We start from the raw sequence: 18,853 nt of genomic DNA, 5'->3' as shown, positions 1-18,853 counted from the left end.
ATGTTAACCGCGTCAATAGTGTGGTTATTTTATTGTGCTACATCAGATTGGCATCACAATTGATGTGTAACAAGCTGAATTGATTGCAAATTGATAAAGATGCACTATCAAGGAGTACAGGCATCTAGCCATAAAAAAGGAGTGGTCGCCTACAAGCTTCCACTCCAAACGGACAAACTGTTAACTCAGTTGATCAACTCGATTTAGTTGTTTTTCATATAGTCGAGCATTTGTGTTTTAAAGACATCACTGTTGCCACCAAAGATGGCTTGTACGCCTGTACCGACACGCACCACGCCAGCGGCGCCCAATGCTTTTAGTCTGGCATCGTCCACTTGATCTTGATCTTTCACCTGCATTCGCAAGCGAGTGATACACGCATCAGCAGAAACAATGTTTCCCTTACCGCCAAAGGCTGCCACTAGTTCTTTTGTGAACTCATCGCCCTCTAAAACGTCTGTTGCTTCTTCGGTAACGTCTTCGCGACCCGGTGTTTTAAGGTCGAAATACTTGATGAACCAAGTAAATACAACGTAGTAAACCGCGGCATAGGTTAGGCCAAGAGGAATGATCATCCACCCTTTGGTTGAGATACCGTAGAAGGTGACGTAATCGATAAGACCCGCACTAAAGCTATAGCCGTGTTTAATACCAAGAATGATGCAAAGCGGGTATGCAAGCCCTGCTAAGATCGCGTGGATTGCATACAGAGCAGGGGAGATAAACAAGAATGCAAACTCAACTGGCTCTGTGATACCCGTTAGGAACGAAGTAAGCGCAGCCGAAACCATGATTCCCATAACCTTGACGCGGTTCTCTGGTTTAGATGCACGGCCAATAGCAATAGCAGCAGCAGGAAGGCCAAACATCTTAAACAGATAACCGCCTGCAAGGTTACCGGAATTAGGGTCACCAGCGAAGAATCGAGGGATCTCGCCGTGGAATACTTGACCTGCCGCATTGGTGAAATCACCCGCTTGCAGTTGAATGATTACGTTAATAACGTGGTGTAAACCAAATGGGATCAATGCACGCTCTGCGGTGCCGTAAGCCCAAAATGCCATTACTGGGTTTTGCTCTGTTGCCCAATGACCAAAGGCGTCAATGCCTAAGCCGATTGGCTGCCAGATAAAGGCAAGAACAATACCGAGTAATAGCATCGCAAATGAAGTGATGATAGGAACGAATCGCTTGCCTGCAAAGAAGCCCAGATACGCTGGCATCTTAATGGTATAAAAGCGATTAAACATGTACGCACCAACAGCACCAGAAATGATACCGCCTAATACGCCCATATCGATGTGATCGACCCCTAATACGCCTGCCATCACCTTTAAGGTTGCGATCAAAACGTAGTAGCCAATACCTGCCGCTACAGCACCTACACCGTCGTTATCGGTAAAGGAGATGGCGACACCCAGAGCAAAAATAAGCGGCAGGTTACCAAATACGGCGCCGCCGGCTTCAGCCATAAGCTGTGACACAATGGGTGGAATGATGGCAAAGTTAGCTGAGCCAATACCAAGTAATATACCGGCCGCTGGCATGGATGCTATAGGCAGCATAAGTGCCTTACCAACCTTGGACAGGCTGGCGAAAAAGTTACTGAACATGTGATTACCCTTCTATTTACATTTTTATTTTATTAAGTATCGAAAAATAACGCTTTCAATACCATTACTCAAAACGTATTAATGAAAACTAACTCTCTGATTTTTATATGCTTGTGATTGCTTATTTGTGAGAGTGAACTTTTGGTGTTTAACTCGAGGAGAGCCGGTTATCTTCAATCCTTGCAAAAGAACCAAGCTCTGAAAAGGGCGGTGATAATTAGCCTATTTGTGTTTATAAGGTGGGGATGGAGCATAAAACACAGATAAATTAAGTATCACCTTAAACGGGTTAGCCGCTATGAAGTGGGCTGATTGATTTGGACGGTTTAGTTACTTGAATCTCCCTTTTTGTCATTGCGATTAACCTAGTGCTAATGCTGAAAGTGCAAATATGTTGTGAGGTCGCTTTCATAACCGTCGCCTCTAAAGAGTTGTCTTGTTAGTGAACACACTCAGTATCGCTATTTTTGAGGTTATTAAAACAGATAGGAAAATGTTCCTGATATTGTATTTATCACTTCATTTTTATTTCGAATAGGCTATTTTTAGGTTAAATAAGGAATAGAAAAAATAGGAGTGCTATGAAGCCGGTAAAATTGGTGAGGTTTTTTGCTCGACTTGAGCCTTACGCAGTGCATGAAGAGAATGCGGTGCTACTGGATGAAGTCTCAGAACTGCTATATACAACAACATGTTATGCGCGCACTTTGCTAAGTGACATGCAAAAAAACGGCTGGCTTCATTGGACACCAAAAACCGGAAGAAATCAGCGCTCAATTCTAAAAAAACTCTATTCTGAAGCCGACATTCGCCGTCAAATTGCCATAGATTTTATCTCTCAGAAGCAGTTTGAAGAGGCTTTAGAAGTACTGCAGGACAATCAGTAGTTGTTTGGCGAATTGCTGAAACAATCTTCAGGCGCAGGCTTACACAACGGGTTGCTCCATGTGCAATTGACCTATAACCGCACCTTTAGCGCGCTTTATCCTCATAACATTCTACGAAACAGCGAACGATTCTTTGTACGCCAACTTTATTCTTGCTTAGTAAAACAGGACGCTAAAGGAATCACCTCGGCTGACATTGCCCACCATTGGCAGATGAGTGAAGACGGCAAGGTCTGGTCATTTTATCTAAGGCCCAAGGTGCAGTTTCATGATGGTAGCCCTATCCACGGGAAAGCAATTGTCGATCTTTTCAATGCCTACCGGAAGTTACATGGGTATAAGAGGGATCTATCGCGCCTGACCGGAATAGAGTCACCTCAACCTAGAGTGGTTAAATTCTACTTAAATGCGTCAGATATCGACTTTGCTTTAAAATTGGCGGACGTTAAGTATTCCATCCAACCGGCTACACAAGTGACCAAGAGTATTGCAAAGCAGAAAGCTGTGATTGGCTCTGGCCCTTTTACTTTGCTTGAACAAAGTGATAAGTGGCTGAAACTAGGGGCTTACGAGGCATTTCATGGCTATCGATCATTGACCGATGAACTGACAATTTGGCATGTGCAATCCACAAATGGTGGTGAGTCGTACAGTCATAAGTTGCTGTCTCAGCAAAGCGAAGATGATGCCGATCCAATTCTAGAGCCCACAAAACAGTTGAGCATAGAAGATGGCTGCTTGCTGGCCGTATTCAATCAAAATGCCGCTAAGAAATTGCCCACAGAAACACGTCGTTGGTTAAGTCATCTGATTCAAGGTGAAGCGCTTTGGAAAGACATAACGAACAACAAAGTGCCTATTAATCTTGTACCTGTTGATAATTTTTACCCTTTTTGGAAACCATGGGATTCAATAGCGGGAGCGCAATCTTCAGAGGTGAAGCGTTTATCGATTCTTATCTATAACCACTTCGGGCTTAGGGTATGTGCACAGGCTATCAGCAACGTGCTTGAGAAACACGGCATTGAGGTTGAAATCGAAGAAATGTCCATCGAGGCGTATGCCAAACTCGCGATGAGTGATGGGTTTACTCAAGATATTGTCTTAATGAATCTATTATTGGACGACAATCTGCCGACATCAGCATTGTTGGCGTTTCAAAGTGATATTGCACTTAGAAGCTGTATGGACGCTAAAACGAGCGAATGGCTAGACTTGAGCTTAGGTAAGCTATGCGCTGACATTCAGTCCCCACATTACCTTGAACGATTAGAGCCCATTGGCAATTACCTGATCAGTGAAGCGATAGCTAAACCACTATTCCATCACCTGCAGTCGATGAGCTTTCAGGAATTGTTTCATGGCGTTGATATGACCCCTTGGGGCTGGCCTGATATTCAACAAATTTGGTTAGAAGAGTAAAGTACCAAGCAAAAAGGAAGATAACGAAGATTATGACAACAGAATACTTAACGGATGTTATTGACGGGAAAAAGGTGATTCAGAGCTTAGATGTGTCAGATCTCAGCGCAGGAGAGCACACCTTTTGGTTTCGGATTTGCAGCAATGCTTTAGGCCAATGGCTGCATTTACCTGTAATGATCTACAAGGGCTCTAAGCCAGGCAAGCGTTTCATGATAACCGCTGGTGTGCACGGTGATGAATATAATGGCGTGCTGGTGGCACAAAAGGTCGCATCTCAATTAGCCTCTGCTGAGATCTCAGGCTCGGTGGTGATTGTCCCTACTGTGAACCTTTCCGGCATGCTTAGTCATAGCCGAGATTACAGCTCAAACGATCCTGATCATTCTACAGCCAACCTCAATCGTTTCTTCCCAGGAAACAAAAATGGTAATGAGGCGCAGCGCTATGTTTATCAGCTGTGGGAGAATTTACTCAAGCCCAATGCCGATCTCGCCATAGATCTTCATACACAAACCAGTGGCACCATCTATCCCTTGTACGTATTTGCCGACTATCGCCTTAATGATGCGCTTAACATGGCACGCTTGATGAACCCAGATGTCATTTTTGACGATCCCGGTGACCCCGGTATTTTGGAGACAGTTTGGAATCAACATAACATCCCCTCTATTACCGTAGAGGTAGGGGTGGGGCGTTACAGTGATTACCCATTGGTGGAGCGCTCTACAAAAGGAGTGCTCAACGTGTTGCGCGATTATGAAGTATTAATAGAAGGTGAAGCGTTAGAAGCGGAACCACCGTTTGTTGAAGGAAAAGAGCTGACTAGCATTCGCGCTGAAACTGGTGGATTTTATCAGCCTCAGGTGGATCTGCTTCAACCCGTGAAAAAAGGGGATCTCTTATCCGTGCAAACAGATTCGTTCGGCAAAGAGGTTAAACGGTACTATGCGCCAAGAGCAGGCGTCGTGTTGAGCTTTAATGTTGAACCAATGAGAGCAACCGGGGCTCTTATTGTGCGTCTTATTCACTAACTACTTCTTTTATTAAATTCGCTTGGCGCCAAAAGCCGAGCGTCTCTTCATTGACATCACCTTGCTCACGAGCGGTTTTCAGCATCGCCATTTGGAAGGTTTGACTGAGTTCTGCTTGGCCTAACAATGCAAGACTGCGAATGATTCGAGTGATTCTCAAATGATTGTGGTCCATGGGTTTTAACCAAGGGTGTTCCTGCATATTGAGGTCTTCTTTTGGCACAATAGAGTTACCAAAAAATCGCATTCCAAAGAAGTCTAACATCATGCCTAATGAATGAAGCTGGGCCTCACGCAATACTTCACAGGCACAGAAGTAATCCTGAGTTGATTGACAGGCGATAGGACTGTGGGAGTGAAAGCGGCTTGGGGTATCAATAGGAAAAAGCCACTGAATGTACTCATGGTCGTACTCTAACCAAAATGAGTCCAATGCCCAGATTTGCTCAATTCTTCTTCCCTTATGATCGGGCTTCAACCCGAGCATGAACTGACAAACAGTCTTCATTGTTTACTAAAACTACCATGTAAAATAGCTACTTAGAGCGTAGCGCAAAATAAATGAATTGCCTCAATGCTAAACGTTGTAGATTAGAATATCTATTCATAAGGCAGATCAATAATATCTATTTACAAAAAGTCATTTGCTTACTATGAAACCGGTTTCATCTGGAGTGCTAAATAGTATACAAAGATCTCTATCACCCATTATTATGACGATGTGAATTAATATCGTACGACACTCTATAAATAGTTCTGCTCTGATGAAGCCTTACAAGATGTCAGTCGATGACCTTTTGAGATTCAATGATAAACCTACGGCAGGAGAGAGTAGCCTTGTGTTGCAGAGGGTGACTAGAGATGTGTATTGGCCGTTTGGAATTGAAACGATATGCAGATAATTGAAGCTAATAAGTAAAAAAACACTTTCTGTTTTATTGAGTAAATTCTCTAGTTAAGTAATAAAATATGCAAAATGAAATGCCGTTCTTTGCACTGCTATTTAAAAATGCATCTATTCACAAACTATTTGTAATAAAATATTTCAATGCAACCTTCTGAAAATAAATGGATTAATCAGTCATGAAAGATTCATTTAATAAATAAATCTTTCATCTAGTTTCCACCTAACTGTCATCTAAATTGATTAACTTTCTTCGCAGTTTATTAGCCAACAGGAAAGTACAATGAAACTAGTTAAGACTGCAGTAGCTACTGCATTAATGTTCTCTGCAGCGGTTTCAGCAATGGACTCACGCTACCAAGACCGCACTGGCAACCTAGTTGCGGACGTTCCACAAAATAAAGCCGAATGGGTAAACCCTTCTACTCTTATCTTTGCTTATACTCCGGTTGAAGACCCAGCGGTTTATGCTGATGTATGGAGGGAGTTTCTTGAGCATCTAGAAAAAGAGACGGGCAAAAATGTTCGCTTTTTCCCAGTACAGAATAATGCAGCTCAAATTGAGGCAATGCGCTCTGGCCGTCTACATATTGCAGGCTTTAACACAGGTTCAACGCCGTTAGCGGTTAACTGTGCAGGTTTCGCACCCTTTACCATGATGGCAGCGGAAGACGGCTCGTTTGGTTATGAGATGGAAATCATTACTCACCCGGATTCAGGCATTGAGAAAGTGGAAGACCTTAAAGGTAAGAATTTAGCATTCACCTCGCAAACGTCTAACTCTGGCTTTAAAGCGCCATCCGCTATCTTGGATGCAGAGTATGGTTTGAAGCCGGATGCGGACTTTAAGCCAGCGTTCTCTGGCGCCCATGACAACTCTATCCTAGGTGTGGCTCATAAAGACTATGACGCAGCAGCGATTGCTAACTCTGTACTAAATCGCATGTTATCGCGCGACGTGGTGAATGAGCAGCAAATCAAATCGATCTATAAATCACAGACGTTTCCTACCACAGCGTACGGAACCGCGCATAACCTAGCGCCGGAGCTTCAAGAAAAGATTCAGCAAGCATTTTTCTCTTTCGATTGGCAAGGGACTAAATTGCAAGAAGAGTTTGAACGCAATGGCGAGGCGCAATTTGTGCCAATTACCTACCAAGAGCACTGGGAAGTGATTCGCACCATAGATACAGCAAATCAGGTTTCTTATACCTGTAGCTAACCAGTAAAACGACTCACTAAAAGGCCCGAAATAGAGTTTGGGCCTTGCTTTACATCATCATTATTTAATACCAATCATACTAAGTCAGTGATCAGCGAGCTTGATCGGTTATTTAGTGCGATTGATATCACCTCCCCAAAGGAAGGTCATGTCTACATTAACTCTAAAAGGCTTAACCAAGCATTATTCTTTATCGGATAAGGCACTTACCAATGTCAATCTTACCGTTGAAGCCGGTGAGGTAGTGGGTCTAATCGGCCCATCAGGCGCGGGTAAATCTACGCTGATTCGTTGCATCAACCGCCTTACTGAACCTACAGATGGCCAAGTACTGTTTTCGGATAGAGATTTGGTCAAATTCTCAACATCAAACCTAAGACAAGCTCGCCGAGAAATTGGGATGATATTCCAAGAGTACGCCTTGATTGAGCGTCTGACCGTTATGGAGAATGTGCTATCAGGCCGCTTAGGTTATGTGAGTTTTTGGCGCAGCTTCACTCGTCGCTACCCAAGCGAAGATATACAAGCGGCTTACGCATTACTGGACCGTGTAGGCTTGTTAGAGCACGCCAACAAACGCGCTGATGCGCTCTCTGGTGGACAGCGTCAAAGGGTAGGGATAGCAAGAGCGTTAGCTCAAAAACCAAAGCTGTTGTTGATTGACGAACCTACCGCAGCGCTTGATCCAAGAACTGCTCGTCAGATCATGCGTTTGGTCAGTGAAATCTGCGAAGAGCAGCAGCTTCCAGCCATCATCAATATTCATGATGTTGAACTCGCAAAGCGCTTTGTGCAGCGCATCGTGGGTCTTAATGCGGGTGAAGTAGTATTTGATGGCAAGCCATGTGAGCTTGATGAAAACGTGTTGACCAATATCTATGGTCAAGAAGACTGGAATGAAACAACGGAAGAAGAAGCTGAGTCTTCTATGACTGCAACGACATTCACCGAGGCGTTAGCATGAGTGGCAGTTACCCTAATCAGTGGAAGAAGCCGCCGCTGATCTCAAGTGCTTGGGTTCGCTATGGCATTACAGCCATGGTGGTTATTTACCTGTATCTCGCCACCCAATCCATCAGCATTAACTGGATGCGCATTTATGAGGGAAGCGAGAGAGGCTGGCGCTTTATCGTTGCATTCATGAACCCTGACTTTGCAGGGCGTTGGGACAATATCTGGTAGGGCTTAGTAGAAAGCTTAACCATGACCCTAACCTCTACGGTAGCGGGTGTGATTTTATCGATTCCATTTGGGCTGGGCGCTGCCAAGAACCTAGCACCAAAGCCTGTGTATTTCTTTTGCCGCGGATTTGTGGCGATTGCGCGAAGCTTTCAAGAGATCATCGTTGCTATCTTGTGTGTCGCCCTGTTCGGCTTTGGCACCTTTGCCGGCTTTGTCACCCTCACGTTTGCCACCATCGGCTTTCTAGCTAAGCTGTTTGCCGATGAAATCGAAGCCATAGACCCCGCACCTTTGACCGCTATGCGTGCAACCGGCGCTAGCTGGCTACAACAGGTCAACTATGCGGTTCAAGCGCAAGTAATGCCGCGTTTTATTGGTTTATCCATGTATCGTTTGGACATCAATTTTAGAGAATCAGCCGTGATAGGTATCGTAGGCGCTGGTGGTATTGGCGCAACGCTAAATACCGCAATGGATCGCTATGAATACAGCGCCGCCGCCGCCATCTTGTTGATCATCATAGGCATAGTAATGGTGTGTGAATACGTCTCAACCATCATTCGTCAGCGCGTACAGTAGGGGATAATACGATGAACAAATTACAATCTATGCCTACTGCATGGCAAAAATACGATCAGAAACAAACCCTCACCCAATGGGTGTGTTGGCTGGCATTTGTTGCCTTAGTGGTATTTGCTTGGCAGGTAATGAATCAAGATACCATCTGGTACTTTGTCACTGACTCGCCAAATCAAATCGCAGATATCGGCTCTCGCATGTGGCCGCCAAGATGGAGCTACTTAGAACAGCTTTGGTTACCGCTATGGGACACCCTTAACATCGCAACGCTTGGCACCTTACTAGGGATAGTGCTCGCGTTCCCTGTAGCCTTTATGGCCGCACGAAATACAACGCCGAGCGTGGTTTTTGTTAGACCTGTTGCGCTGTTTATTATTGCCGCGAGCCGCTCAATCAACTCGCTTATTTGGGCATTACTACTCGTTGCTATTCTTGGCCCAGGTCTGCTGGCAGGTATTATTGCTATTGCACTTCGCTCCATTGGCTTTGTCTCTAAGTTGATGTACGAGGCAATAGAAGAGGTCAATGACACCCAAGTGTCTGCCATTCGAGCAACAGGTGCATCGTCATTGCAAGTGCTTGATTACGGGGTGCTACCTCAAGTAATGCCAAGCTTTATCGGCACGAGCCTGTTCCGCTGGGATATCAATATTCGAGAATCAACGGTATTAGGACTGGTGGGCGCAGGTGGTATTGGTTTGAAGCTTCAAGAATCAATGGCAGTACTAGCCTGGCCACAGGTAACCGTCATCTTCTGCGCTATTTTGGTTACGGTAATCGTATCGGAGTGGATCTCTGCTAAGGCGAGACATGCTTTGATCTAGAGTTAAACAAGGCTGATATAGAAAAGGGGCAGCTTTAATAAGCTGCCCCTTTTGAATTCCTGTTACTCAAACACTGACAGCGCACGAGCCTTAGTACAATCTGCTGGGAATTGGTTTTGTACCGCATCAATGGATGAGCACACTTTTGCCAATGCAGTATCGTTATTCCAGATGAATAGCCCGCCAACAATGATTACCGCTGCGACAATGATGAGTTTTTTCATGTAGTTAATCCGTCTTTATATGAAATCTGTTTTAAGGATAGCCCAAACTTTTCTAATAACCTCATATGAAAACAAAGGTTTAGGATCTGCCTTTTTTAGCTGTCAGCCGTCAGCCGCAAGCTGCAAGATTTGTTTTCCCTAGATCTTAGAACTCAAAAGTCCTTCTTGTACTGTAAAGTACGAAGTGTTTGTTAAGTGTTTTGGGTGTGCAATATTTCAGCCTTGTGCTTACTAAGATCCTGGATCAAGCCCAGGATGACTGTATCGGGGATAATTTAGGCATCGATTATACTTCAAATAATCTTTGAGATGACACCTCTGACAGCTGACAGCTGACAGCTTTTAGCTCATGCACACCCTTAGATCTCCGATAAAAAACTCGGAGATGGCGTACTAGGTTTTTCTGTATACACGAACATTTCCCTCATTTTCCGATAATTAACATTTAAGCTTACACGTGTACGCTAAAAGTGGCATACTCATTAGCCGAGAAGTTAACCAGTGTTGTGTTATGTCAATTGTAATCAGCAATCAGTACAGTAAGAATGAAGAGATCGCCAATTCCGTTACTCATGGTGTAGGGATGATCTTTGGCATTGTCGCGCTAGTCTTGCTACTGCAAAAAGCGCTGTCTCATGATGCGGATACAATGACTATCGCGAGCATGGCTATCTACGGTTCGAGCATGATAGTGCTGTTTCTCGCTTCTACGCTTTACCATGCAGTGCCTTACCCACGCGCCAAGCGATGGCTAAAAACCTTTGACCACAGTGCTATTTACTTGCTGATTGCGGGCAGTTACACACCCTTCTTATTAGTAGGTCTGCGAACGCCTTTGGCCATTGGTTTAATGGTGGTCATTTGGAGTATTGCGATTCTTGGCATTGTGATGAAGCTTGCCTTTGTTTATCGCTTCAAGCGCTTTTCTCTAATCAGCTACATAGTCATGGGCTGGCTATCGCTCATAGTGGTGTATCAACTGGCGATAACGCTACATTCTGGCGGGGTGGCACTATTGGCAGCGGGTGGCCTGATCTACTCGCTCGGCATTATCTTTTATGTCAACAAACGCATCCCTTTCAACCATGCGATTTGGCACTGTTTTGTGTTGGGTGGGGCGGTGTGCCACTTCTTAGCCATTTACTTCTACGTGCAGCCGGTTTAAAACTCATACCTTATTGATCAATATAGTGTTTTATCCTAGTTTTAAACAGGGGGAAACACTATGCCTAAAGCTATGAACACCATATCAGCGTTTGCAACGCTTTCCATTATTGCTTTGTTGGCAGGCTGTCAGTCCGATCCGGAGCAGCTAACGGCTATGGAAGCGCCCAGCGATCCCATACAAAAAATGGTATTTGAACAGATACTGGAACCAGAGGGATTGACGGACAGAAGCTATCCGTTTGACTACGGCTATGCCGACCTCAATGGTGACACCGAGGACGAGGTCTTTGTGTTGATGCAAGACCCATACTTCTGCGGTACAGGCGGTTGCTCTGCATACCTGTTCAATTCTTCGTTTGAAAAAATGAACACCTTCACCGTAGTCAAAAAGCCAGTATTGATTTCTCATACTGATACTAACGGCTGGAAAAACATAACGGTATGGAGCGATGGAGCTCTGCGCTTATTGAAGTACGATGGTGAGTCATATCCAAGCAATGCTTCCACTCAACCCATCTTTAATCGCGACGCAAGAAAGAGAAGGGCACATGACCTTGCAATACAAAGCGATCTCTATCTTGACGGTGGCTACGAGCTAACAGAACGTACCGACCTTCCCATTTTTACCCCTATAGATCAGTTCAGGTTTCAGTTTAAGCGTGAATCCGATCCCGATAGTGTGTTTGTAGTTAAGGTAAATACGCTAACAAGTGATATCTTTTTTAGTAAGGAATGAATCACACAGAAAAACTGATGGCGAATCCTGAACACAAAGAACACCTGGATGGGTTAGATAAGATCAGCGTAGTGTCCTACAGATCGGGCATTACGCTGTTTGCATTGTCGCTTCTTGCTTTGTTTAGCGCGGAGTTGTTGTGTGTGCTTGAAATGGAGACGGCTCCACTGCTAAGGGAGTGGAGCATCAAGTGCATTGCTGTTTCGGCCGCTCTTAGTGCTGCTAATATCCATGTCTATGACAAGAAAGTTCGCGCCCTCATTGCATGGTCGAGTTGGCTAGGGCTGGCTTTGTTTATTGTTCTGCCCACCAAAGAATGGCTGTACATTGGCTTCATGTTCATTACCTTTTCTGGAATCGCCTTAAAAGAATCATACTGCTTTAAGGTTAAAGGGTTAAACCTAGTGCCTCTGCTGTTAATCTCTTCGGTGTTAGTACTGTGGATGAAAGAGCCAACAATACTTGCACCATTAGCGGGTCTTAGTGGTTTTATCTACGCCGTCTTAGCCATAGAAAAATGGAAGATGCCACTGCACTTTGATATCGGCAAGAAAGCCAGTTATGAGATTTAACACTTCTATTCTCTACTATCATTCTCTAGTTGAAGCGCATTAAAAGAATAAGTTCGTAAATCGACGCGCTGTGCTTACCTATATATTTACCATGTAAATGAATCTAGTGCCGATGTACTAAATTCGGTATCCCCTGACTCTAATTTTACTACCCTCTAAACTTGCTTATGCAATTGAAAAATTGTCTTTTTCGCCGTATCAAAAATGACAGTTTGAATAAAGTGTGAGGTTAATCACCTGTTATCTGTGTGGGAATAGGAGATCTGACCAAACCTACTTAATCATTCAGCAGATCAATATCACAATTGTTATAAAATAATACAAGGAATAACTATTCACCTAATTTGTTAACATATTGTTTTTCAATGGATAAAATGCCCCTCGGTGATTGGTGTTGTCGCTAGTTATTGATATTTATAGATAAATGATACTGTGCTCTCAGAATTACCTTAGCCTCTCTTTGTAATATTTAGTTATCAAATAATACAAATACAAATGGAAATGGAGAGCAATGAATAAACATATACTAGCAGTCCTAATTGGATTAACTCTCGTTGGGTGTAATGGGGGAAGTGACGACGTTAACTTACCGTCCGATAGTCCTGAAGTACCCGAAGACTCGACACCTGACGTTCCAAATCCGCCAGATCTACCATCACCTGAAAGTCCAGATCCAGACTCACCTTTACCCCCTTTTAATGGCGATCTAACTTTCCTATCAAGTGGCATTCCTGCAGCAGTAGTAAATGTACCTGATGTAAATTGTTCTGAAGTGTTTGATAGTACTAAGGCATTGGAATCTGCGGTGTCAGATGACATGGAGCCGGGCACTACGCTTTGTTTAGCCGATGGTGAGTATAGTGATGGCCTGTACTTAAAGTTCGGCGGACAAGGTAGTGTTGATGCTCCAGTCAAAGTAGCAGCAGAGAACCCAGGCAAGGCGATTATTAACGGCGGAACTGTTGCTGTAAAAATGGCAGGTAGCCATGTGCAGGTTCAGGGCTTTGTTTTTGATGGCGTGCAATATAGCAGCAGCCTTATTGAAACACGCCACGGTACTCATAATTTGTGCACAGATTGTCGAATTACCGAGATTTCGGCAATTGATACAAAAGCGAGCGGCAGCTCTGGCATACTTGTACACATCTATGGTCAAGGTAACTGGCTAGATCACAGTGTTCTAAGCGGTAAAATGGTGAAAAACCCAATGATTTCATTTAATCGCTGGGTGAGCGATGATTGGGATGAAGAAACTAAAACCAATGAGTTGGCCCGTGACATTGTGATTTACAAAAATTACATTGGAAATAGACCACCTACTGACGGAAAACTCTACGCAGACTCAAGTGATAATGATTACGAAGCGATTCGAACTGGCCTAAGTGCTACTCACCATTACCCTGGTGATTCATTCATTGTGGGGAATTTGTTTGAACATATTCAAGCGGAAGCTGAAGTGATCTCGAATAAGGGAACCAACAATGTTATTAGTCACAATACCATTCGTAATAGCAATGGTTCTCTGACTACTCGACATGGTAGCAACGCAAAAATAAACAACAACTTTATTATGGGTGACGGCTATCCTCTTGCTGGTGGCATTCGGATTGTTGATGGTGACCATGAGGTTACTAATAACTACATCGAAGGTGCACGTTACCTCAATACAACTCACCATGGTGGCATTGTTTTATTGGGCTCTGACGGTTCAGGTGATGGTGGTAACGGTTACCAACAAGTAGAGAATGTGCATTTAGCTCATAACACCGTAGTAGACAGTGTGAACAGCTTGAATTTAGATGGTGGAGGCAAGAAGACTCAGCCTCGCGAGGTAATTATCGCCAATAATTTGGTGGATAAAGCTATAGGGCCTATTTTCCGCAGTTCAGATCGCGGTGTACCCACCAACTCAACGATAACTAACAACATTGTTTCTGGCCAATCAGTGGCTGATAGTGACTCGATTACTTATTATGAAGAGGGTTTTGAGTTTATATCATCTGAGCTTAAGCGCCACAGTGAGGATAACTTATTCCGACCTTCAACAGACTCCCCGAATCTCGATGCCATTGATTATTGGTTTGATGAAGTTTCTAAAGTGCTGACAGATATGGATGGCCAGACACGAAGTTCATTGACTATGGTGGGTGCCGATGAAGCCTCTGTAATGGACCGAAAGCTAAAGCCGTTATCTTATGAAGAAGTTGGCCCAGTTCATTATCGTATTGAGAAACCAGAACCGACTATTGTGGTTTCAGATATTGCCAATAATGACTTTGCAAATGGTATTGATGACTGGTTTAGTTTTGGTGCTTCAGCGGTAACAGGTGTTGAAGCATTCTCATACTCTGGTAGCGTTTCAATCAGTAACAATGGCTATGTAAGTCAGAATGTGACACTACTGCCAAATCACGACTACGAACTCAGTGCCTTTGTTAAAGGGGCGTACAGATTAAGTGTCGACGGGTTGGTTCAAGAGCAAGGTCTAGCATCAGACAGCGAGTACCGCTGGGTGCGTGTACCGTTCAACTCTGGAAGTCACACAATTGCAGACGTTACCTTGGGTATCCCTACCGAAGTGACACTGCCAGTAGAGGTTCATGACGCACAGTTCGTGGATTTCCGTGCAAATAGCGGGACAAGTGATGTTTGGGTTCAGCATGAGGGCAGCAGTGCAGGATTTGGTGACGTAGGTAGCTCTGGAGACAACGCTTTCGGTGATGGTGGCTCGGCTCGAGTTCGCTTCAAGAAAGATGTATTCAATCACGACTTTTCAGCCTTGCCAGGTGTTAGCCAAGTAGTCGAGGGACTACCGTTCAATACAGATGTGACTTACTCTTTGTATTACTGTGATAACAAGAAAGACGATTCACTATCTACCTTGTACTTCGGTGCCAGAGATATCAATGGTAATGCGATAACTGAAGAATATGCACACGTCAAAGATTTGAGTAATGCTCCTCAAGGTACTAATAAAACATGTTTCAAAAAGGTATCTACAACATTTAATACTGGGAATAATGGTAGCGTAGAGCTATTTGCGTTGATGGCTATCGATGTCAATGGAACGATGACGGAAGAAGAGATCTATGCAAGTAGCCAGTTTACGAGCAACGAACTTGAAGTGCGCTTGGACGAATTCTCGTTAACCTATAAGGGCGAAGCGAGTGATGAACTAGTTGGGTATTTCGATGAGGTTCGTTTGGCAACTCGAAATGACCAAAACTAATTAGAGAAGTATCAGGTTTTTAGATTTTAGCACCTCCATTGTGAGGTGCTTTTTTTTTGTAAAAAGAGCCCCCCCAGTTAGGCTGGGGGTTCCGTCAAGCTTTCCATGGTCGAGTTGGATAGGCTTGGCGCTGTTTATTCTTCTGCCCACCAAAGAATGGCTGTACATTGGCTTCATGTTCATTACCTTTTCTGGAATCGCCTTAAAAGAGTCCTACTGCTTTAAGGTTAAAGGGTTAAACCTAGTGCCTCTGCTGTTAATCTCTTCGGTGTTAGTACTGTGGATGAAAGAGCCAACGATACTTGCACCATTAGTCGGTCTTAGCGGTTTTATCTTTGCCGTATTAGCAATAGCAAAATGGAAGATGCCATTGCACTTTGATATTGGCAACAAAGCTAATTACGATATTTGAGACCTCGGTATTGTGTAATTATTACCCTAGTTGATGCAGATCAACTAACTGTTCATAAACCCACCAATGTGAGTACGTACATAAGTATCCAGTAGTATATTTATTACATTAGCATTAGTTAATTTAGTGTTTGGTGTAGCAAGTGAGTCGGGCTTATTCATACTCAATCTAATCTCTCAAGCAGATAAAGAATGACGCAACAAAACAGAGATTAATTGCCCATGAAGCTGGCCCACAAAAGGTATTGTGGCCTATGAACAAGTTATGGTTTTTGCTTCTTATCGTATTCTCTCTTCCTGCCTTCAGTGCCTCCTCTGAAGCACAGCAAGCCCCCCCTAAAGAAAACTTAGCCACGACCAGCACCGCCGACCATTCAACCTTTGAAAGCCTTCATCAAGAATTCGACTATGCGCCAGATGTCACTGAAGCCTGCTTAGAGTGCCATACCGAAGCGTCTAAGCAGATGCAGGAAACGTTCCACTGGAACTGGGCGAAGAAAGTGGATGGCATTATGGTGGGCAAAGCAAAGAACGCTTTCAATAACTACTGTGTCTCTGCACGTGGAAACCAAAGCTGCACTCAGTGCCACACAGGTTATGGCTGGCGTAATGACGACTTTGAATTAGATGCGCCAGAGAATGTGGACTGCTTAGTGTGTCATGACACCACAGGAACCTATAAGAAATCGGCCGCCTCATCTGGACACCCTTACTACGAAGATAAAATGCTCGGCGGAAAGCTACAAAAAGCGGTCGACCTAGCCTTTGTCGCACAAAATGTGGGTAAGCCAGATCGTGATAATTGCCTAGCGTGCCATGCATTAGGAGGCGGCGGTAACGGCGTAAAACACGGTGACACAGATCTTTCGTTAATTGACCCAAGCTTTGGGCTAGATGTTCATATGAGCAGTGAAAAACTGGACTTCGCCTGCCAAGATTGCCACACCACCAACGACCATAAAATCTCTGGTCGCTACAATGACCGCAAAGCCTTTATTGACCATGAGTTAAACATGGGCCGTGAAGATCGCATGGGTAATAATGTCTCGTGTGAAAGCTGTCATAGCGCCACCCCTCACGATAACCGAGAAATTGATAACCATACCGCTAAAGTTGCCTGCACCTCATGCCATATTCCCGAAATGGCTCGTGGGCCTTATCTCACTAAATTGTCTTGGGATTGGTCAACCGCAGGAGACCTGAAAGACGGAAAACCCTATGTGATTGATGCCGAATTTGACGGTGTCGAACACCATGCTTATATGAGCAAAAAAGGGACCTTTACCTGGGGCAAAAATGTGGTTCCTGAATACCGTTGGTATAAAGGTGAACTAGAGCAAATGACCTTCCAAGATACCTTTGACCCGTCAATGGCTCCTATAGATATTAACCCGCCAACCGGTAATTACGATGACCCCGACGCGCGTATCTGGCCATTTAAGATCCATCAAGGCAAACAGCCTTTTGATACCCAGAACAATAAGATGTTGCCCATTAAACTCTACGGCCGTAAAGGTTCAGGCGCTTTTTGGACCGAATTTGATTGGGACAAAGCCTTAGTAGCCGGAGCTAAATTAAACGAGGTGGATTTCAGTGGTGATTATGGCTTTATCGAGACGCTGGGCTACTGGCCAATCAAACACATGGTTGCACCTGCAGAGCAATCCGTTCGCTGCTCAGAATGTCACAGCAGAGATAGCCGTTTAAATGGGTTAAATGACTTCTACCTAGTTGGCCGTGATAGAAGCACATTCGTTGAGTGGTTTGGGGCTATCGCTATTTGGGGCGGTTTGGCAGGAGTGGGCTTGCACCTAATGGTTCGATTAATAAGCATACGCCGGCGCAAAGTGCAGGCTGACAAAGAGTTCGGAGAGTAATTATGAGTAATTCCTTAGTCATATTTAAACGGTTCGAGCGGTTTTGGCATTGGGCACAGGCGTTGCTGGTTCTCACACTCATCGTCTCTGGCTTAGAGTTGCACGGCTTAGTGTCGGTTTTTGGTTGGGGCAACGCGTCTGAATATCATCATTGGACTGGGTTTATTTGGGGTGCACTCGTGGTGCTCATTTTTACCTGGATTTTTACCACAGGAGAGTGGCGTCAGTTTATGCCAGAGCACAAAGGCATCGAAGGCGTAGTGCGTTTTTATTTATTCGGAATATTTAAAGGAGACAAGCACCCACATCATATGTCGGCCAAAGATAAGTTTAATCCCTTGCAACGAGTGGCGTATTTGTTGGTGCTTTTTGTCCTTGTGCCTTTGCAGATCCTAACGGGCATTATCTTCTTTTTTTATCCTGAGCTAAGAGCGGCAGGGATTTTAAACAGCATTGAGCTAGTCGCGATAGTCCATACATTTTGTGCCTATAGCGTGATGGCGTTCCTTATTGTGCACCTTTACCTGATCACCCTAGGTGAGAAATTAACAAGCCACCTAAAAGCCATGATCACAGGGAAAGAATAAGCCAAAGACAATAGATAAAGTGATAAGAGGTAATGACAATGAAAAAGCTCATATTAGGTCTAATGATTGGCTTGCTCTCCTGTGGCGTGCAAGCGGACGCAGCAAAGGGGCAGGAAGCCTATCTTGAATACCTTCGGCCGCTGTTTGGCTATAACGGTCAAGATTTTGCAAGCCAGCACTTAAAGGTGGAATGGAAGCGTTACTTTAAAAAAGACGCAGCGCGGTTCATCAAGAAATACAGTAGCAAACATCCAGAGGCTAGTGAGTTCTTAAGCAGCGCCAAGTTCCAAGAGATTGCACCAGATGTAGCAGACTTTGCCATGAAATATGCAGCAGACAGCGGTGAACTTGCTGCCTGTGATTAACGCAAAAGAGGGAATTGA

At 44.3% G+C, this 18,853-nt stretch carries 17 protein-coding genes and 1 pseudogene; 15 read left to right on the top strand and 3 right to left on the bottom strand.

What is annotated here, in order from left to right; translation table 11 throughout:
• Positions 1-203: 203 nt before the first annotated feature.
• Complete coding sequence (gene ptsG / locus A6E01_RS07565) at positions 204-1,613, bottom strand: PTS glucose transporter subunit IIBC (RefSeq protein ID WP_017030465.1); 1,410 nt, start codon at positions 1,611-1,613, stop codon at positions 204-206.
• A 581-nt stretch (positions 1,614-2,194) separates the two neighbouring features.
• Here ptsG and A6E01_RS07560 point away from each other — a divergent pair.
• Genes A6E01_RS07560 through A6E01_RS07550 form a run of 3 tightly spaced genes read left to right on the top strand, consistent with a single transcriptional unit; the run spans position 2,195 to position 4,956 of the window.
• Positions 2,195-2,500 (top strand): SgrR family transcriptional regulator, encoded by a 306-nt coding sequence (locus A6E01_RS07560; RefSeq protein ID WP_065209971.1) that lies wholly within the window; start codon positions 2,195-2,197, stop codon positions 2,498-2,500.
• Positions 2,501-3,922: an ABC transporter substrate-binding protein gene (locus A6E01_RS07555; protein WP_065209970.1), complete on the top strand. Its 1,422-nt coding sequence runs from the start codon at positions 2,501-2,503 to the stop codon at positions 3,920-3,922.
• Between the two features lie 32 nt (positions 3,923-3,954).
• Positions 3,955-4,956, top strand: a complete 1,002-nt coding sequence (locus A6E01_RS07550) for a succinylglutamate desuccinylase/aspartoacylase family protein (protein WP_065209969.1) — start codon at positions 3,955-3,957, stop codon at positions 4,954-4,956.
• Here the strand turns inward: A6E01_RS07550 and A6E01_RS07545 are convergent.
• A complete protein-coding gene (locus A6E01_RS07545; RefSeq protein ID WP_017242725.1) occupies positions 4,946-5,464 on the bottom strand; it encodes an opioid growth factor receptor-related protein in 519 nt (172 codons plus the stop codon). The two genes, A6E01_RS07550 and A6E01_RS07545, sit on opposite strands and share 11 nt — an antisense overlap.
• Before the next feature lie 679 nt (positions 5,465-6,143).
• Here A6E01_RS07545 and phnD point away from each other — a divergent pair.
• The 4 genes and pseudogenes from phnD (at position 6,144) to phnE (A6E01_RS07525) (ending at position 9,667) form a co-directional block, all read left to right on the top strand.
• Entirely contained in the window at positions 6,144-7,082 is a 939-nt protein-coding gene (gene phnD, locus A6E01_RS07540; protein ID WP_017242726.1) for a phosphate/phosphite/phosphonate ABC transporter substrate-binding protein, read from the top strand.
• Positions 7,083-7,230: 148 nt separating this feature from the next.
• Positions 7,231-8,046, top strand: a complete 816-nt coding sequence (gene phnC, locus A6E01_RS07535; protein ID WP_065209968.1) for a phosphonate ABC transporter ATP-binding protein — start codon at positions 7,231-7,233, stop codon at positions 8,044-8,046.
• A pseudogene (gene phnE, locus A6E01_RS07530) lies at positions 8,043-8,843 on the top strand (phosphonate ABC transporter, permease protein PhnE). The gene phnC and the pseudogene phnE (A6E01_RS07530) overlap by 4 nt, the downstream one beginning before the upstream one ends.
• An 11-nt stretch (positions 8,844-8,854) precedes the next feature.
• Positions 8,855-9,667 carry a phosphonate ABC transporter, permease protein PhnE gene (gene phnE, locus A6E01_RS07525; RefSeq protein WP_065209967.1) on the top strand — a complete coding sequence of 271 codons (813 nt, stop codon included), beginning with the start codon at positions 8,855-8,857 and terminating at the stop codon, positions 9,665-9,667.
• A 62-nt stretch (positions 9,668-9,729) separates the two neighbouring features.
• On the opposite strand, the gene A6E01_RS21425 is transcribed toward phnE (A6E01_RS07525), so the two are convergent.
• Complete coding sequence (locus A6E01_RS21425) at positions 9,730-9,891, bottom strand: hypothetical protein (RefSeq protein ID WP_017026944.1); 162 nt, start codon at positions 9,889-9,891, stop codon at positions 9,730-9,732.
• A gap of 523 nt (positions 9,892-10,414) precedes the next feature.
• Between A6E01_RS21425 and trhA the strand changes: the two genes are divergently transcribed.
• From trhA to A6E01_RS07485, 8 genes are all read left to right on the top strand, one after another.
• On the top strand, positions 10,415-11,056 hold the full coding sequence (gene trhA, locus A6E01_RS07520; protein WP_170961726.1) for a PAQR family membrane homeostasis protein TrhA: 642 nt from the start codon (positions 10,415-10,417) through the stop codon (positions 11,054-11,056).
• 60 nt (positions 11,057-11,116) lie between these two features.
• Entirely contained in the window at positions 11,117-11,794 is a 678-nt protein-coding gene (locus tag A6E01_RS07515; protein WP_065209966.1) for a hypothetical protein, read from the top strand.
• A 17-nt stretch (positions 11,795-11,811) separates the two neighbouring features.
• Complete coding sequence (locus A6E01_RS07510; RefSeq protein WP_065209965.1) at positions 11,812-12,366, top strand: DUF2301 domain-containing membrane protein; 555 nt, start codon at positions 11,812-11,814, stop codon at positions 12,364-12,366.
• A 511-nt stretch (positions 12,367-12,877) separates the two neighbouring features.
• On the top strand, positions 12,878-15,595 hold the full coding sequence (locus A6E01_RS07505; protein WP_065209964.1) for a polysaccharide lyase 6 family protein: 2,718 nt from the start codon (positions 12,878-12,880) through the stop codon (positions 15,593-15,595).
• Between the two features lie 124 nt (positions 15,596-15,719).
• Positions 15,720-16,007, top strand: coding sequence for a DUF2301 domain-containing membrane protein (locus A6E01_RS07500; RefSeq protein ID WP_237334459.1), 288 nt, complete (start codon positions 15,720-15,722; stop codon positions 16,005-16,007).
• A 253-nt stretch (positions 16,008-16,260) separates the two neighbouring features.
• Entirely contained in the window at positions 16,261-17,883 is a 1,623-nt protein-coding gene (locus tag A6E01_RS07495) for a tetrathionate reductase family octaheme c-type cytochrome (RefSeq protein WP_065209963.1), read from the top strand.
• Positions 17,884-17,885: 2 nt separating this feature from the next.
• On the top strand, positions 17,886-18,470 hold the full coding sequence (locus tag A6E01_RS07490; protein ID WP_065209962.1) for a cytochrome b/b6 domain-containing protein: 585 nt from the start codon (positions 17,886-17,888) through the stop codon (positions 18,468-18,470).
• A gap of 38 nt (positions 18,471-18,508) precedes the next feature.
• A complete protein-coding gene (locus tag A6E01_RS07485; RefSeq protein ID WP_017030479.1) occupies positions 18,509-18,835 on the top strand; it encodes a hypothetical protein in 327 nt (108 codons plus the stop codon).
• Positions 18,836-18,853 lie beyond the last annotated feature (18 nt).

This window comes from Vibrio breoganii (assembly GCF_001677275.1).
Taxonomy (GTDB): Bacteria; Pseudomonadota; Gammaproteobacteria; order Enterobacterales; family Vibrionaceae; genus Vibrio; species Vibrio breoganii.
This window is presented reverse-complemented; position numbering and strand designations above follow the sequence as displayed.

Excerpts from the sequence above, each read along its gene's own strand:
- ptsG (WP_017030465.1), bottom strand. The coding sequence starts at position 1,613 with ATGTTCAGTAACTTTTTCGCCAGCCTGTCCAAGGTTGGTAAGGCACTT.
- A6E01_RS07560 (WP_065209971.1), top strand. The coding sequence starts at position 2,195 with ATGAAGCCGGTAAAATTGGTGAGGTTTTTTGCTCGACTTGAGCCTTAC.
- A6E01_RS07550 (WP_065209969.1), top strand. The coding sequence starts at position 3,955 with ATGACAACAGAATACTTAACGGATGTTATTGACGGGAAAAAGGTGATT.
- A6E01_RS07545 (WP_017242725.1), bottom strand. The coding sequence starts at position 5,464 with ATGAAGACTGTTTGTCAGTTCATGCTCGGGTTGAAGCCCGATCATAAG.
- phnD (WP_017242726.1), top strand. The coding sequence starts at position 6,144 with ATGAAACTAGTTAAGACTGCAGTAGCTACTGCATTAATGTTCTCTGCA.
- phnC (WP_065209968.1), top strand. The coding sequence starts at position 7,231 with ATGTCTACATTAACTCTAAAAGGCTTAACCAAGCATTATTCTTTATCG.
- phnE (WP_065209967.1), top strand. The coding sequence starts at position 8,855 with ATGAACAAATTACAATCTATGCCTACTGCATGGCAAAAATACGATCAG.
- A6E01_RS21425 (WP_017026944.1), bottom strand. The coding sequence starts at position 9,891 with ATGAAAAAACTCATCATTGTCGCAGCGGTAATCATTGTTGGCGGGCTA.
- A6E01_RS07515 (WP_065209966.1), top strand. The coding sequence starts at position 11,117 with ATGCCTAAAGCTATGAACACCATATCAGCGTTTGCAACGCTTTCCATT.
- A6E01_RS07510 (WP_065209965.1), top strand. The coding sequence starts at position 11,812 with ATGGCGAATCCTGAACACAAAGAACACCTGGATGGGTTAGATAAGATC.
- A6E01_RS07505 (WP_065209964.1), top strand. The coding sequence starts at position 12,878 with ATGAATAAACATATACTAGCAGTCCTAATTGGATTAACTCTCGTTGGG.
- A6E01_RS07495 (WP_065209963.1), top strand. The coding sequence starts at position 16,261 with ATGAACAAGTTATGGTTTTTGCTTCTTATCGTATTCTCTCTTCCTGCC.
- A6E01_RS07490 (WP_065209962.1), top strand. The coding sequence starts at position 17,886 with ATGAGTAATTCCTTAGTCATATTTAAACGGTTCGAGCGGTTTTGGCAT.
- A6E01_RS07485 (WP_017030479.1), top strand. The coding sequence starts at position 18,509 with ATGAAAAAGCTCATATTAGGTCTAATGATTGGCTTGCTCTCCTGTGGC.